The organism is Paenarthrobacter sp. 2TAF44 (assembly GCF_052114885.1).
Taxonomy (GTDB): domain Bacteria; phylum Actinomycetota; class Actinomycetes; order Actinomycetales; family Micrococcaceae; genus Arthrobacter.
Genome location: NZ_JBFRFP010000016.1, coordinates 24,394 through 38,030, shown reverse-complemented (window position 1 = coordinate 38,030; position 13,637 = coordinate 24,394). Strand labels below are relative to the sequence as shown.

The following is a 13,637-nucleotide window of genomic DNA, read 5'->3' as shown; positions in this document are numbered from 1 at the left end:
GAGAGACACCTCGATTTGGATTGTTGTGGTTTAGGTGAGGGGTTTAAGTGAAATGGGTCTGGACGGGGCCACCACCGGCTGAGTCAACGATTGCCTGCGCAACATCCCGGAGCTTGACGTTCCGGTTGCTTGAGGCCTTTTTGATCAGCTCTACGGCTTCAGCCTGGCTGCATCTGTTTTGGGCGATGATGATGCCCGTGGCGACGTCGATGACCGTCCGGGAGGCCATGGCTGCGCGAAGGTTGGCGGCTGTCTGGCTATGTTGCGCAATCAGCACTGCCAGCTGAAGGCCCTTGGATGCCTGCTGCACATAGTCGCTCGCCCTCTGGACGGCGACCTGGTCAAAGCCGTTGGGGCGTTCGGAGTAGAGGTTCAAGCCCGCCCGTGCGGTGTCATCCGTGAGCGGGAAAGGCACAGCGAGGACAGAATGAACACCATTCGCTAGAGCCAGGTCGTTGTACTCAGGCCACGTGTTGTCTTTTTCAAAGTCCGGAATATGCACTTGGGTGCCTACCCGGCAGCAATGGATGCAGGGACCGTCTGCGAACTGATACTGGAGTTCGTCCAGCATCTGCGCGCGCTCGCTGCTGCTGGCCACGGTGGCCGTCGCCCTATGCCGAAGCATGGTGATTCCGCAGAAGACTTCATTGTCAGGTTTGGTGAACATTGCCGCTGAGTGGCGTGCAAGCTCGGTCAGGAAGGCCTCCACGTCGGGTGTATCCAGAAGCAGGTCCTGGATCTCCGCTGCTACAAGATGCGGTTCGGTGAGTTGTTGGTCTTCCACGTGGATCTCCGATCCCTGGATGCGGCTACCCTTCGAGCCTAGTCCTGAATACCCGTTGAAAGCTAATAGTAAGTGTGCTTCTCTTTTTAAGGAGTCTTGCCGTGGGCTCACTCACTCCGAGCAGGTCTAAGGATTGAAGCCACATGCGACAAACCCGACCACACGACGTCCAAACCCGGCCTCCTGCGCCGGAGAGCACCATCCGTCAAAGCTTTCAAGACGGCTTGGTTTTGGACCATCTCAATCTCGCAAAGTCCATTGCCGCCAGGTATTCCGCCCACACGCACGACATCGACGACGTCCGGCAAGTTGCGTACATGGGCCTAATAAAGGCGGCCCGGGGATTCGATGAAACCAAGGGTGTCAGTTTCCCCGCCTACGCCGCCCCGACCATTGCGGGCGAGGTCAAAAGGTATCTCCGCGATCACTGCTGGGTAGTGCGGCCACCGAGGCCCATCCAGATGTGCGGCGCCAAGTCCTCGCCAGGACGGAGGAACTGACCCAAGCCCTCCAGAGGACCCCAACGCCGGAAGAAGTGGCGGCGGACCTTCGACTGGAGCCCTGCCAAGTCAGGGAAGCGTTGATGGCCGGCACCAGCAAGCGGCCGGATTCCCTCGACGCCCCTGCTGCAGAGGGCCGCGACGGACTGCAAGGATGCCTTTCCGCTTTCGGATGCCCTACGGATCGGCTGGAGGACGTGCTCGCCCTGCGCAATGCCATCCGGGACCTGAGCGCTGAGGACAGGCACCTTCTTTATCGCCGCTACTACAGGGAGGAAACGCAGTCCACCATCGCGGAGGCTCTGGGCATGTCCCAAATGCAGGTCTCGCGGCGGCTTTCCAAGATCCTGGTGTCCTTGCAGACACAGTTACTGGATGAGGAAGCGCACCTCCAGGATGGAACTGCGCCGTAGGAACAGCGACCTAATAAACACAATAAGCAAACAGCAGTCAGCAGGACTCAGCAGCCCAACCCGTCCACGGCATCCAACACGTCACGGACGGTCACGGCAAGGAGCGCGGGATCAGGATCGGCGGCGAAAACGTCACCGCGGCGAAGTTCGACGGCGGTAAGCACCACGTGCGGTCCAGGCGGCGGACCCCATTCTTCAGCAGGAGCGGGGCCGAACAGGACGACGGAGGGCCGGGCATAGGCAGACGCCAGGTGGGCGGCGCCGGTGTCCGCGGAAACGACGAGCCGAGCATCCGCAATGGTCGCTGCGAACTCTTCGAGGCCCTGCCGCCCGGCCAGCACGCCGCCGTCGAGGTTTGCTCCTTTGAGGTTTGCCAAGGCGGCAGTCTCCACTGCCCGCTGGCGCTCGGACGTGCCCCCGGTCAGCACGACGTCGTGTCCCGCGCGGGCGAGTTCAACTGCCACGTCGGCGAATCGCTCGGCGGGCCAGAGTCGGCTGCCATATGCGGCACCCACATGGATGACCGTTGCCCCGGGCCGGGGTGAGGGAATGCTTGGCCTGTTGAGGCGGTAATCCAGGGGATCGGCGTCGATGCCGTGCCAGTTGAGCAAGCGCGTCCAGCGCTCGCGCTCAGGGATGCCAGTTGTCCATTCCGGTCCGTCGAGGCCGGGAGCTTGGTAGGCGAGCACCCGCTTCGCGCGAAGTTCGTTGATTCGTTGGCGGCTTTCGGGTCCGTTCCCGTGCAGGTTCACGGCGACGTCCACGACGCCTGGGGGGATGCTCAGTGGATCATCGAGGCCCGGCGTGGGCAGGTGGTCGATGCCGCCCACCAGTTCCAGGGCCTCCGAAATCCAGGCCGGCGCCGCATACAGAATGCGGTGCTCGGGGAACGCCCGGCGCAGGCCGCGAAGCGCCGGAACGGCAACCAGGAGGTCCCCGAGTTTCAGGGCGCGCAGGGCGAGCAGCAGGGGTTGTCCGTTCTTCTCGGCTATGTCCATGGTGACCTCCCGCTAGGAGTCTAACGGCCAAGGCCAGCGCCGGCGCCGCAGGGAAACTTCTCGCCGCCACGCTGTTTAGTGTCGGGAGAACTGGGGAACGTTGCGGGTATGGGAGGAACTGGAACGTTGAAAGCGGTCCTGTTTGACCGCGATGGAACGCTCGTCGTTGACGTGCCATATAACGGTGACCCGCAACTGGTGCGGCCCATGGAAAGTGCCCATTTGGCGCTGGCGCGCGTACGCCGGGCCGGACTGGCAACAGGAGTGGTGAGCAACCAGTCGGGCATTGCCCGTGGCTTGCTGACCTTTGATCAGGTCCTTGCCGTAAACCATCGTGTGGAGGAGCTTCTGGGCCCGTTCGATGTGTGGGAAATCTGCCCCCACGGTCCGGCCGATGGCTGTACTTGCCGTAAGCCTGCACCGGGAATGATTCTCGCAGCCTGCAGCACACTGGGGTTGCATCCGTCCCAAGTGGCCTTTGTTGGGGACATCGGCGCCGACGTGGAAGCAGCGACGGCGGCCGGCTCGCAGTCCGTACTGGTGCCCACCCGCGTGACACGGACCGAGGAAATTGACGCGGCAGGGGTGGTCGCGGAGAACCTGTTGGCCGCCGTCGAGCTGTTGCTTGATACCGCGACAACCGCGACAGGAGGGGCATCGCCGAAACCCGACGCCAGGCAGGACGCACCTGTATGAGCCGCGTCCTGGTAGCCCGACTGGACAGCATGGGCGATGTGCTCCTTGCTGGACCCGCCCTCCGTGCCGTGGCGAACGGAAGCAGGCCGGACGGCAGCCGACGCAACGACGTCGTCCTTCTCTGCGGGCCCGAGGGCGCCGGCGCTGCGGAGATGCTCCCCGGAGTAACCCAGGTCCACACGTGGCCGTGCCCATGGATCGTCAATCCGGGGCCAGCCGTGACGGCTGAGCTGACCAATGGCCTGATTGAGTTCGTGCGCAGCTCCAGGATTGAGGAAGCTGTGATCCTCACGTCCTTCCACCAGTCCCCGCTTCCGTTGGCACTGCTGCTGCGGCTGGCAGGCGTCAAGCGCATCACGGGCGCCTCCACTGACTACGCCGGCTCCCTCCTGGACGTCCGGTTGAAACCGGGCGAAGACTTTCCCGAGGACCAGCCTGAAGTGGTGCGTGCTTTGGGGATTGCACAGGCAGCGGGCTTCCAGCTTCCCCGCGGCGACGACGGCAAGCTGCACATCAACCCGCTGGACGAACCCGAGGAGCTGGTGGACGAACTCACCCAAAAGGGCCCGTACATCGTGGTCCACCCCGGTGCAGCCGCTCCGGCGAGGGCGTGGCCCGCACTCCACCACGCAGCCACCGTGGAACTCCTTGAAGCGTATGGGCACCGCGTGGTGGTCACGGGAGGGCCTGGCGAAACGTCGCTGACGGCAACCGTTGCAGGACCCTCGGCACACAATCTCGGCGGCCGGACAGACTTGCGCACGCTGGCAAAGGTACTCGCGGGGGCCGCCGTCGTCGTCACCGGCAACACGGGGCCCGCCCATCTGGCCGCAGCGGTCGGCACGCCGGTGGTGTGCCTGTTTTCACCTGTGGTTCCTGCCATCCGCTGGGCGCCCTACGGCGTTCCGATGGAACTGCTTGGCGACCAGGAAGCAGCCTGCAGGAACACCAGGGCTCGCGTATGCCCGGTCCCGGGCCACCCGTGCCTGAGCTCAGTTACCCCTGAACAAGTCCTGGAGGCGGTGGAACGGCTGTTGGGGGGAGTCTCCTCCCTCAGCACCCGAAGAAAGGTGTGGAAACCATGAGGATTCTGGTCTGGCACATCCACGGAGGATGGATGGAGGCGTTCGTCAGGGGCCCGCACGAATACCTCCTTCCTGTCGAGCCCGACGGCGGGGCCTGGGGTTTGGGGCGAGGCGGCCGTGAGTGGCCGGTCGCCGCGCAGGAAATTGACCTCGATACCGTTGATCCGGACAGCGTGGACGTTGTGGTCCTGCAACGTCCGGAGGAGATCGCCGCCGTTGCTCGGAAGCTTGGTCGCAGGCCCGGGGTGGACCTGCCTGCCGTCTACCTTGAGCACAACACTCCCAAAGGCGACGTTCCATTCACGCTCCATCCCTTGGCAGATCAGCACACTATCCCCGTGGTCCATGTGACGCACTTCAACCAACTCTTCTGGGACACCGGATCCACGCCAACAGTTGTAATCGAGCACGGCATCCCCGATCCGGGCCGGCTTTATACCGGTGAACGCGAAGAGATGGGAGTGGTGGTCAACGAACCCGTCCGTCGCGGCCGAGTGACGGGTACGGACCTCCTCCCTGGCTTCGCTGGAGTGGGGCCGTTGAGGGTGTTCGGAATGGGGACGGAGGCCTTGCCGGAAGCGCTGAACCTGAAGGGGTTCGGCCTGAGTGAGGAGCGCCTGCGGATCTCAGGTGATGTACCCGCGCCACGGCTGCATCAGGAACTCGCCCGCTGCCGGCTCTACCTGCATCCCCTTCGCTGGACATCGCTCGGGTTGGCCTTGCTCGAAGCCATGCACCTGGGTATGCCTGTTCTGGCGCTGGCAACCACGGAGGCGACGCGCGCCATCCCTCCGGGAGCCGGCCTTGTTTCGAACAGCCTGGACGAACTGCAACGGTTCGCGCGGCGCCTGTTGGATGAGCCCGATGACGCCTACGCGATGGGGATGGTGGCCCGGGCTGCAGCCTTGGAAAGCTATGGGCTGGGGAAATTTCATCAGGCCTGGGATGAACTCCTGGCCGATCTCCCCACGGCCCGCCCTACCAACCACTTCCTCCCCGAAAAGCAGATCCCCGACAACCAGCCCCCCGACACGGAACGCCGCCCGCAACCCGGCCCGGAGTCCGTCAGCCATGACACAGAGAGGACGCACCCATGAAAATCTCCATGGTTTCCGAACACGCAAGTCCATTGGCCGCCTTGGGAGGCGTTGACGCCGGGGGGCAAAACGTCCACGTGGCGGCTCTTTCATCAAGCCTGGCCAGCCGTGGCCACCAGGTCACCGTGTACACGCGGCGGGATGATCCGGATCTGCCTGCAAAGGTGCAGGTTGCGCCGGGACTCACCGTGGTACACGTCGACGCCGGTCCGGCGCGCCACATCCCCAAGGACGAGCTGCTTCCGTTCATGGGTGAACTGGCTGATGGCATCTGCCGGGACTGGTCGGGCTTGGTCCCGGACGTAGTCCACGCGCATTTCTGGATGTCCGGACTGGCCGCGATCCAGGCTTCCAGGCGGGCCGGTGCAGCTGAGCCGATCGCAGTAGTTCAGACCTTCCACGCACTGGGTTCGGTCAAGCGCAGGCACCAAGGTTCAGCTGACACCAGCCCACCCGCGCGTGCCTGGCTTGAGCCGTGGGTAGGGCGCACCGCGGACTGGGTAATCGCCACCTGCCCTGACGAGGTTTTTGAGCTCAAAGCGCTGGGCATAGGCCGGTCAAGGATTTCCATTGCGCCCTGCGGCGTGGACCTTAACCTCTTCCCAGGCACAGGAGAACCAGAAAGCAGGTCCCGCACACACCGCATCCTCAGTGTTGGCCGCCTGGTTCCCAGGAAGGGCGTGGACCTGGTGATCCAGGCTTTGCCTCTCCTGGCCGACGCTGGCTTCGACGACGTCGAGCTCCTGATCGTCGGGGGCTCCGGCGACGCCCTGAACCTCGAAGAGGACCCGGAAGCCCAGCGACTACGCGCGCTGACCAAAGAACTTGGCGTGGAGGACAAAGTGACCATGCGGGGCCAGGTCCCGCGCGACGCGATGCCCGGAATTTTCCGCAGCGCCGACGCCGTGGTCTGCACGCCATGGTACGAACCGTTCGGCATTGTTCCCCTCGAGGCCATGGCCTGCGGCGTGCCCGTTGTGGCCGCGGCTGTCGGCGGACTCCGGGAGACCGTCGTCGACCAGAAAACCGGACTGCACGTACCTCCGCGGCACCCCGAAGCAATTGCCGACGCCGTGGGTCGGCTCCTCGCCGACCCCACCTTGCGTGCCGAAATGGGTCGGGCCGGAAACCGGCGTGCCCGCTCCCGCTACTCCTGGGACCGGATCGCCGCAGACACCGAGAAAGCGTACCGGTCCGTCTTGGCCGCGGGTCTGTCCCGGCAGGCTGGGGAAGGCCTGGAACCACTGGAAGGAACAGCGCTGTGACCACAGAATCGACAGTTCCCAAGAGAATCACGCCCACCACGCAGCCCGTCCCGGATACCGTGCCCGTGGGCTGGAGCGGGTCTGCCTACACAGCCGCACGTGGACCGCAGATCGCAGCAGAGGTTGCCGCGCATCTGGACAACGTACTTCCAGCGCTTGAGTCCCTGCGCTCGCAAGCCGCCCGCCTCTCCGAATGGGGAGCAGAACTCGCCCACCGGCTCCTGTCCGGACAACGGCTGCTGGCCGCCGGTAATGGGGGATCGGCGGCCGAAGCCCAGCATCTCACCGCCGAACTCGTGGGCAGGTTCGATGCCGAACGCGCGCCCTTCTCGGCGATTTCCCTGCACGCCGAAACCTCTGCCCTCACGGCACTGTCCAACGACTACGGCTACGAGGAAGTCTTCGCCCGCCAGGTCAGGGCACACGGCCGGGCAGGGGACGTCCTCATCCTGCTCTCCACCAGCGGACGCAGCCCCAACCTCCTCAACGCCGTCAGGGCCGCAAGCGAACGCGGCATCACCACCTGGGCGCTGACGGGCGCTGGCCCCAACCCGCTGGCCGACGCCTGCGATCAAGCCATCACAGTGGACGCCATCGCCGCCAACGCCCAGGAAGGCCACCTCATTGCCGTCCATGCGGTGTGCCGTGCCTTCGATGCCGAAGTCGCGAGGCGGACTGCGCCCGGCACGATCGGAGACGGAGCGCAGCCATGAAAGTGACAGTGGTAGGTGACCTCCTCCTGGACGTTGACATCAACGGCACCGCCACGCGGCTCAGCCCCGACGCGCCTGTCCCCGTTGTGGACGTCGCCCATATCCGGCGTCGGGCCGGCGGCGCGGGTCTCGTGGCTACCCTCCTTGCACGCGACGGTCACGACGTCGCCCTGGTCACCGCGCTATCGGACGACGACGGCGCCAGCCACGTCAGGCGCGCCCTGACCGGCGTCGCTATACTCACCGGAGCCCCGCTCGCCCCAACGCCCACCAAGACGCGCGTGCGTATTGGAACCCACCCCATGGTCCGGTTCGATGAAGGATGTGCGCCAGCTCCTTCGCCGTCATGCACCGCGGAAATGCTCGCAGCCATTGCCTCGGCGGAAGCGGTTATCGTGGCCGACTATGGCCGCGGAATCACCGCCAATACTGATATCCGCACTGCGCTCGCCGATGCTGCCCGCCACGTCCCCGTGGTGTGGGATCCGCACCCCGCCGGTTCGGAGCCGGTGCCGGGTATGGCCGTCGTGACGCCCAACCTCGCAGAGGCGCGCGCCGCTGTGAAGGCGGGCGGGCTGGATCCGTCCACGTCTGGTGCGGAGGGCGCAGGGAAACATTTGCTGGATCGCTGGCGCAGCAATGCCGTCCTGGTCACGACCGGCCAAGACGGTGCAGTCTTGGTGGAGGCTGCGGGGCCGGGCAAGATCATCCCCGCTCCGAAAACAATCGTGGACGATCCTTGCGGCGCCGGAGACCGCTTGGCTGGGAGCCTTGCCGTGTATTTGGGGCTGGGGCTCGAGCTGCCTGGTGCCGCGGCCAGGGCTGTTGAGGATGCCTCTGCGTTCCTCGCCAAGGGTGGGGCGTCCACCCTGACCATGGATACGAGCAACGCTGCAACCGGAGGCGACGGGCCAGCCAGCCAGCCTGTAAGCGCAAAGGCGAGTCCCGTCGTCGAGCTTTTTGGCCGCTTTCCGGGCCTGGAACCCGGAATTCAACTCGCGCGGACAGTCCGCGCGACGGGCGGGACCGTCGTGGCGACCGGCGGCTGCTTCGACCTCCTCCATGCCGGTCACGCCAGGACGTTGGCCGCAGCCCGCAGTATGGGCGATTGCCTCATCGTTTGCCTGAATTCCGATGATTCTGTGCGGCGCCTCAAGGGCCTGCACCGGCCGATCGTCAGCATGGAGGACCGGGCAGAGCTCTTGCTCGCGTTGTCCTGCGTTGATGCCGTGGTGGTTTTCGATGAGGACACCCCCGAAGCCTGCCTGAACCAACTCCGGCCCGATATCTGGGTCAAAGGCGGAGATTACGAACCCGATGAATTGCCGGAAGCCAGCCTCGTGGCTGCGTGGGGAGGGCGTTGCGTTACGGTGCCCTTCCATCCGGCCCGCTCCACCAGCGGCCTGGCTGAAGCACTGGCCAAAGTCAGCTGACCGTACCTGCCAACAAAGAATCGACCACCGAAAGGAACCGTATGAACACGCAAATTCCCGGCCGCGTCATCGTCACCGGAGGCGGCTCGGGCCTCGGCGCTGCAATCGTCGATGCCATCCGTGACGCCGGAGGAACTCCCTTCGTCTTCGACCGCAACATCAGCAACGTCTCCGGCGCGAAAGCCCTCGAAGTCGACGTCTCCAATCGTGAATCAGTGGAGGCGGCCGTAAAGGAGGCAGCCGAAAGCCTCGGAGGCCTGGATGGGGTGGTGACCGCCGCGGGCATCGACCGCTGTGGCAAGCTGGCCGACGTTCCCGCAGCCGAGTGGGAAAAGGTGATTGGAGTGAATCTCCTGGGCACGGTTTCCGTGGTCCGTGCGGCGTTGCCCTACTTGAAGGAATCCCGGGGCCGGGCCATCACCATCGCCTCAACCCTCGGCTTACGGGCTCTGCCGGACGCGACGGCGTACTGCGCCTCCAAGTTCGGCGTCATAGGATTCAGCCGGGCATTGGCCGCTGAAACCGGGGGAGTCATTGGTGTCACCACCATCATCCCGGGAGGCATGAAGACACACTTCTTTGATGACCGCGACGAACAATACAAGCCGCAGGACGACTCCAAGCTCAACGATCCCGCGAATGTGGCGCAAGCCGTGGTGTTCGCGTTGTCGCAGCCGTTTGGCAGCGAGGTCCGCGAGCTCCTTATTTGCCCCGCAGAAGAAGGCTCGTGGCCATAAGGTCATGCACGTCCTGAACAACGTCGGCCACGGCGATGCCCCTGATCAGGGTGTCGTCGTGGCCGCAGTGCTGTGCGGACCAGCCCACCTGGGTCACGTCCGCCCCACACACCGGGCACTGGGTCACCCACGACATGTGGATACGGTGCAGGCTCCGGCCTCGGGGCCCTGCGTTGAAGACGTTGCCTACCCAGAAGATCCCGACGCTCGGTGTTCCGAGGGCTTGCGCCAAATGCCGGGGACCACTGTCGCTGGCAAGCATTACGGTGGCTGCGTCCAAGAGCGCCGCGAGTTCGCCGATTTCCAGTTCGCCGGCAACTGATCGGACGGCCTCCTTGTTCGTCAGTTGCCTTGCCGCGAGTTCTGCCACTTCCTGGGCCAGCGCCTTTTCGGAGCGGTCACCCACCACCAACACTTGCGCGCCTTCCTGCGCGATGCTCGCCGCAGCTTCAGCAAAGTACGACGCCGGCCATCGCCGCCGCGGATCGGTGGCGCCTGGGTGGACCACCAGGAGGGGACCCCGTTGGGGATTAAGCAGACTTTGGACGCTTTGTTGGTATTCGGGCAGGGGCCGTAAGGGCGGAGAAATGATGGTGGGGACGCCCGCCAGGCCTGCTACCTCAAGCCATCGGTCAGGCTCGTTTTGGTAGTAGATGTAGTCGAGATTCCGCTCCAGGGGTTCTGCGTCCTTGGTTCGGGTGCCCACTGTGTGTCGCGCCCCGAGACGGAGCAGGAAAGGATTGGAGTACCGGCCGCCGCCATGCATTTGCAGCGCGAGGTCGAACTTGCGGGCGCGCATGGCGGAGAAGAATTCCTCCTGGGCAAGTCTGTCTTCGGTGCCGTCGTTTTGATCGCCGTCATTTGGGCCGCCGTCTTTGTGGTCGCGGTCGCGGACGCCTTTGGCGAAGGGGAGGATTTCGACGTCGTCAATGGGCCCATCCGTCCCGGCCGCCAAAGCCGCGTGGATCGGCGTGCCCAGGAGCGTGATCGCGGCTTCAGGATAGGCCGCTTTCAGGGCATAGAGCGCAGGGTATGCGTAGATCACATCGCCCAGGCCGCCACCCCTGAGGACCGCAATCCGTTCCACGTCCGGGAACTTCTCCAGCACCGGGCCAACGCCTGAATTCGGTTGAACGACCATCTGGACTTCCCTTCGTCAAAGGTGGTGGAAAACTACCGAACCCGGCGTGTGAACCGCGGGCTGTGGGGTACCTGAGGGGAGCAGGAACATGCCGCCTCTACCGGAAGGTACCCAATGGCACGCCTATCCAATCAAGAAGGTTTGGCCGAATGGCTCCCCCACCGCTTGGCCGAGGAACGGCCGGTTGTGACAGTCGTCGGGGACGCCATCCTGGATGGTTGGTGGGATGGGCTGATTGAGCGATTTTGCCGCGAAGCTCCCGCCCCAGTGGTCCAGGTCAAGCGCCGCGACTTCGCCCCCGGGGGAGCCGCAAATACTGCCATGAACCTGGCGGCCCTTGGCGCGGACGTCAGGTTTGTCTCCCTGGTCGGCCAGGATACTGCGGGTCAGGAGCTCCTTGGGAGACTCGGGGCTGCCGGCATCGACATATCAGGCGTGGTGCAGCATCCCGGCATGATCACCACCACCAAGTTCCGGATAAGCAGCGCCGGCCAGGTGATGCTTCGCCTGGATGACGCCGCCAATGACGTTCCCCCGGAGGGCCTCCAGGAGTTGGCGGCCGCCATTCCGGGAGCACTGGCGGGTTCCAACGCCGTGGTGCTCTGTGACTATGAGGCCGGTGCCTTGGTGGGGCCGGTGCGTGCCGCTTTGATGGATGCGCTCGGACCCGCACGTAGTCCTCAGACTGGTTCGCACCCTGGCTCCAGCCACAAGCAGGGCACCCTCCTGGTGGTAGACGCCCATCATCCTGCCCGGTGGGCCGACCTCAAACCGGATCTTGCCACCCCGAACGCCCAGGAAGCTGCCGGGCTGCTCGGAACAGAGCTTCCCGGTGGCGCTGCACGCTGCCCCTTCGTGGAGGCCCACGCGGACCAGCTCCTTCGCGCCTCAGGTGCGGGCGCCGTCGTCGTGACTTTGGACCGTGACGGGACACTGACGCTGCGTTCCAGCGATCCGGACGCAAGCGGTGACGAAAAGAACGGATCCCTCGCCAACCACCGGACCTGGGCCAGGCCGGAAGCCGAAAAGCAGGCTTCCGGTGCGGGCGATACCTTTGTGGCTGCGCTGACCTTGGCGCGGGCGGCCGGGCTGCCCCTGACTACCAGCGTTGACCTTGCCCAGGCCGCAGCTGATGTGGTGGTCCACCGGCCAGGCACCTCCGTCTGCACCACGGAGGAACTTGCCCGTCACCTCGGCGGGTTCGCCGATACTGCGTTGACTGCCGACGAACTGGCCAGGCAAATAGAGGCCCATCGCAGGGAGGGCCGGAGGATCGTGCTGACCAATGGATGCTTCGACGTCCTGCATCGCGGCCACACCCGCTACCTGAACCAGGCCAAGCAACTGGGCGATGTCCTGGTGGTGGCACTTAACAGCGATTCCTCGGTGCGGCAGCTCAAGGGGCAGGACCGGCCCGTGAATCCCGAGGCGGACCGTGCCGCCGTGATCGCCGCGCTCAGTTGCGTGGACCACGTCACGGTGTTCGATACCCCAACTCCCATCCCGCTCATCGAGATGCTGCAGCCCGATGTGTACGCCAAAGGTGGCGACTACACGCCGGAAATGCTGGCCGAGACCGCGGCTGTGGAGCGCTATGGCGGCACGGTGACGATTTTGGATTATGTCCCGGAACACTCCACGACGGCGGTACTGGAGCGTATTCGCTCCACAGGAGAGAACCCGCATGCCTGAATGGCCTTGCAGGAACGTGAAGGGAGAGTTTCATGCGCATAGTCATCACGGGAGCCACCGGTAACGCAGGTACGGCGTTGTTGAAGCGGTTGCAGGCTGCGCGCTCGGAAGAGGGCGCGGCCCTTGACCTCGTGGGGATAGCCCGGCGCGAACCCGACAAGAGCGCAGCCCCTTACAACGCGGTGGAATGGCACAAGCTGGATGTTGGCGACTATAGGGACCGGGAAGCACTGGAGAAAGCTTTCGCAGGTGCCGACGCCGTGGTGCATTTGGCCTGGCAGATCCAGCCAAATCACGATCGCGAACTTCTGCGCCGGACCAACGTGGCAGGAACAGCCCACGTATTGGGCGCGGCCAGGAAGGCCGGCCTGAAGCACGTCGTCTGTGCCTCATCGGTTGGTGCCTATTCGCCCGCCCCCAAGGATCAACGGACCAAGGAAGGGTGGCCGGCCGGCGGTATCAGGCGATCCCATTACAGCGTGGACAAGGCAGCGCAAGAGCGGCTTTTGGATGGTTTTGCCAAAGAAAATCCGGATATCGTGGTGGCTCGCCTACGCCCGGCACTGATCTTCAGCGCCGAGGCAGGCAGCGAAGTGGGTCGCTACTTCCTGGGGAGCGTTCTCCCGCGGCTCATTCCCCGTAAGCCGTGGCTGCCCATTCTCCCCATTCCCAACGAGCTGATTTTTCAGGCCGTTCACGCCGACGACGTCGCCGATGCCTACTGGCGCGTGCTGGAACGTCGCGCAGAAGGAGCGTTCAACATCGCCGCGGAGCCCGTGCTGGACCCCAACGCCCTCGCCTGGATCCTCAACGCCCGGCGGCAGTTGCCGTTACCGCTCCCGGTGCTGCGCGCCGTCGTCGAGGTCAGTTGGCGCTTGCGGTTGCAGGTAACCGACGGCGGCTGGGTGGACATGGCGGCCGGGGCACCCATTATGGACACAAGCCGCGCCCACCGCCTCCTGGGTTGGATGCCGCATCGCTCGTCGCTGGAGGCGCTGACCGAAGTGCTGGATGGCCTCACTGCCGGCAAGGGGCGGAAAGCCTCGCCACCGTTGACGCCACGCTAGTTTTTGGTGTGTATGG

At 64.8% G+C, this 13,637-nt stretch carries 14 protein-coding genes; 11 read left to right on the top strand and 3 right to left on the bottom strand.

The window, feature by feature from the left end; all coding sequences use genetic code 11:
* Positions 1–43 precede the first annotated feature (43 nt).
* On the bottom strand, positions 44–784 hold the full coding sequence (locus AB4Z15_RS16210) for a GAF and ANTAR domain-containing protein (protein ID WP_442018111.1): 741 nt from the start codon (positions 782–784) through the stop codon (positions 44–46).
* Between the two features lie 143 nt (positions 785–927).
* Here AB4Z15_RS16210 and AB4Z15_RS16205 point away from each other — a divergent pair, with 143 nt between their 5' ends.
* Entirely contained in the window at positions 928–1,284 is a 357-nt protein-coding gene (locus tag AB4Z15_RS16205; RefSeq protein WP_442018110.1) for a sigma-70 family RNA polymerase sigma factor, read from the top strand.
* The gene (locus AB4Z15_RS16200; protein WP_442018109.1) at positions 1,248–1,697 is read left to right on the top strand and encodes a sigma-70 family RNA polymerase sigma factor; all 450 of its coding nucleotides are present in this window, start codon (positions 1,248–1,250) and stop codon (positions 1,695–1,697) included. The genes AB4Z15_RS16205 and AB4Z15_RS16200 overlap by 37 nt, the downstream gene beginning before the upstream one ends.
* Before the next feature lie 47 nt (positions 1,698–1,744).
* Here AB4Z15_RS16200 and AB4Z15_RS16195 read toward each other — a convergent pair whose 3' ends face one another.
* On the bottom strand, positions 1,745–2,695 hold the full coding sequence (locus AB4Z15_RS16195; RefSeq protein ID WP_442018108.1) for a glycosyltransferase family 9 protein: 951 nt from the start codon (positions 2,693–2,695) through the stop codon (positions 1,745–1,747).
* 108 nt (positions 2,696–2,803) lie between these two features.
* On the opposite strand from AB4Z15_RS16195, the gene AB4Z15_RS16190 reads away from it, so the two are divergent.
* Genes AB4Z15_RS16190 through AB4Z15_RS16160 form a run of 7 tightly spaced genes read left to right on the top strand, consistent with a single transcriptional unit; the run spans position 2,804 to position 9,721 of the window.
* Complete coding sequence (locus AB4Z15_RS16190; protein ID WP_442018107.1) at positions 2,804–3,391, top strand: D-glycero-alpha-D-manno-heptose-1,7-bisphosphate 7-phosphatase; 588 nt, start codon at positions 2,804–2,806, stop codon at positions 3,389–3,391.
* Positions 3,388–4,476, top strand: coding sequence for a glycosyltransferase family 9 protein (locus AB4Z15_RS16185; RefSeq protein ID WP_442005172.1), 1,089 nt, complete (start codon positions 3,388–3,390; stop codon positions 4,474–4,476). Before AB4Z15_RS16190 ends, AB4Z15_RS16185 begins: the two co-directional genes overlap by 4 nt.
* Entirely contained in the window at positions 4,473–5,573 is a 1,101-nt protein-coding gene (locus AB4Z15_RS16180; RefSeq protein WP_442018106.1) for a glycosyltransferase, read from the top strand. The genes AB4Z15_RS16185 and AB4Z15_RS16180 overlap by 4 nt, the downstream gene beginning before the upstream one ends.
* On the top strand, positions 5,570–6,838 hold the full coding sequence (locus tag AB4Z15_RS16175; protein ID WP_442018105.1) for a glycosyltransferase: 1,269 nt from the start codon (positions 5,570–5,572) through the stop codon (positions 6,836–6,838). The genes AB4Z15_RS16180 and AB4Z15_RS16175 overlap by 4 nt, the downstream gene beginning before the upstream one ends.
* Positions 6,835–7,551, top strand: a complete 717-nt coding sequence (locus AB4Z15_RS16170) for a D-sedoheptulose-7-phosphate isomerase (protein ID WP_442018104.1) — start codon at positions 6,835–6,837, stop codon at positions 7,549–7,551. The genes AB4Z15_RS16175 and AB4Z15_RS16170 overlap by 4 nt, the downstream gene beginning before the upstream one ends.
* Positions 7,548–8,984 (top strand): PfkB family carbohydrate kinase, encoded by a 1,437-nt coding sequence (locus tag AB4Z15_RS16165; RefSeq protein ID WP_442018103.1) that lies wholly within the window; start codon positions 7,548–7,550, stop codon positions 8,982–8,984. Before AB4Z15_RS16170 ends, AB4Z15_RS16165 begins: the two co-directional genes overlap by 4 nt.
* Before the next feature lie 41 nt (positions 8,985–9,025).
* Complete coding sequence (locus AB4Z15_RS16160) at positions 9,026–9,721, top strand: SDR family oxidoreductase (RefSeq protein ID WP_442005167.1); 696 nt, start codon at positions 9,026–9,028, stop codon at positions 9,719–9,721.
* On the opposite strand, the gene AB4Z15_RS16155 is transcribed toward AB4Z15_RS16160, so the two are convergent.
* Positions 9,687–10,862: a glycosyltransferase family 9 protein gene (locus tag AB4Z15_RS16155; protein ID WP_442018102.1), complete on the bottom strand. Its 1,176-nt coding sequence runs from the start codon at positions 10,860–10,862 to the stop codon at positions 9,687–9,689. The genes AB4Z15_RS16160 and AB4Z15_RS16155 overlap by 35 nt on opposite strands.
* Positions 10,863–10,976: 114 nt before the next feature.
* Here AB4Z15_RS16155 and rfaE2 point away from each other — a divergent pair, with 114 nt between their 5' ends.
* Both rfaE2 and AB4Z15_RS16145 read left to right on the top strand, forming a co-directional pair.
* Complete coding sequence (gene rfaE2 / locus AB4Z15_RS16150; protein WP_442018101.1) at positions 10,977–12,554, top strand: D-glycero-beta-D-manno-heptose 1-phosphate adenylyltransferase; 1,578 nt, start codon at positions 10,977–10,979, stop codon at positions 12,552–12,554.
* Between the two features lie 32 nt (positions 12,555–12,586).
* A complete protein-coding gene (locus AB4Z15_RS16145) occupies positions 12,587–13,621 on the top strand; it encodes an NAD-dependent epimerase/dehydratase family protein (protein ID WP_442018100.1) in 1,035 nt (344 codons plus the stop codon).
* Positions 13,622–13,637: the final 16 nt, after the last annotated feature.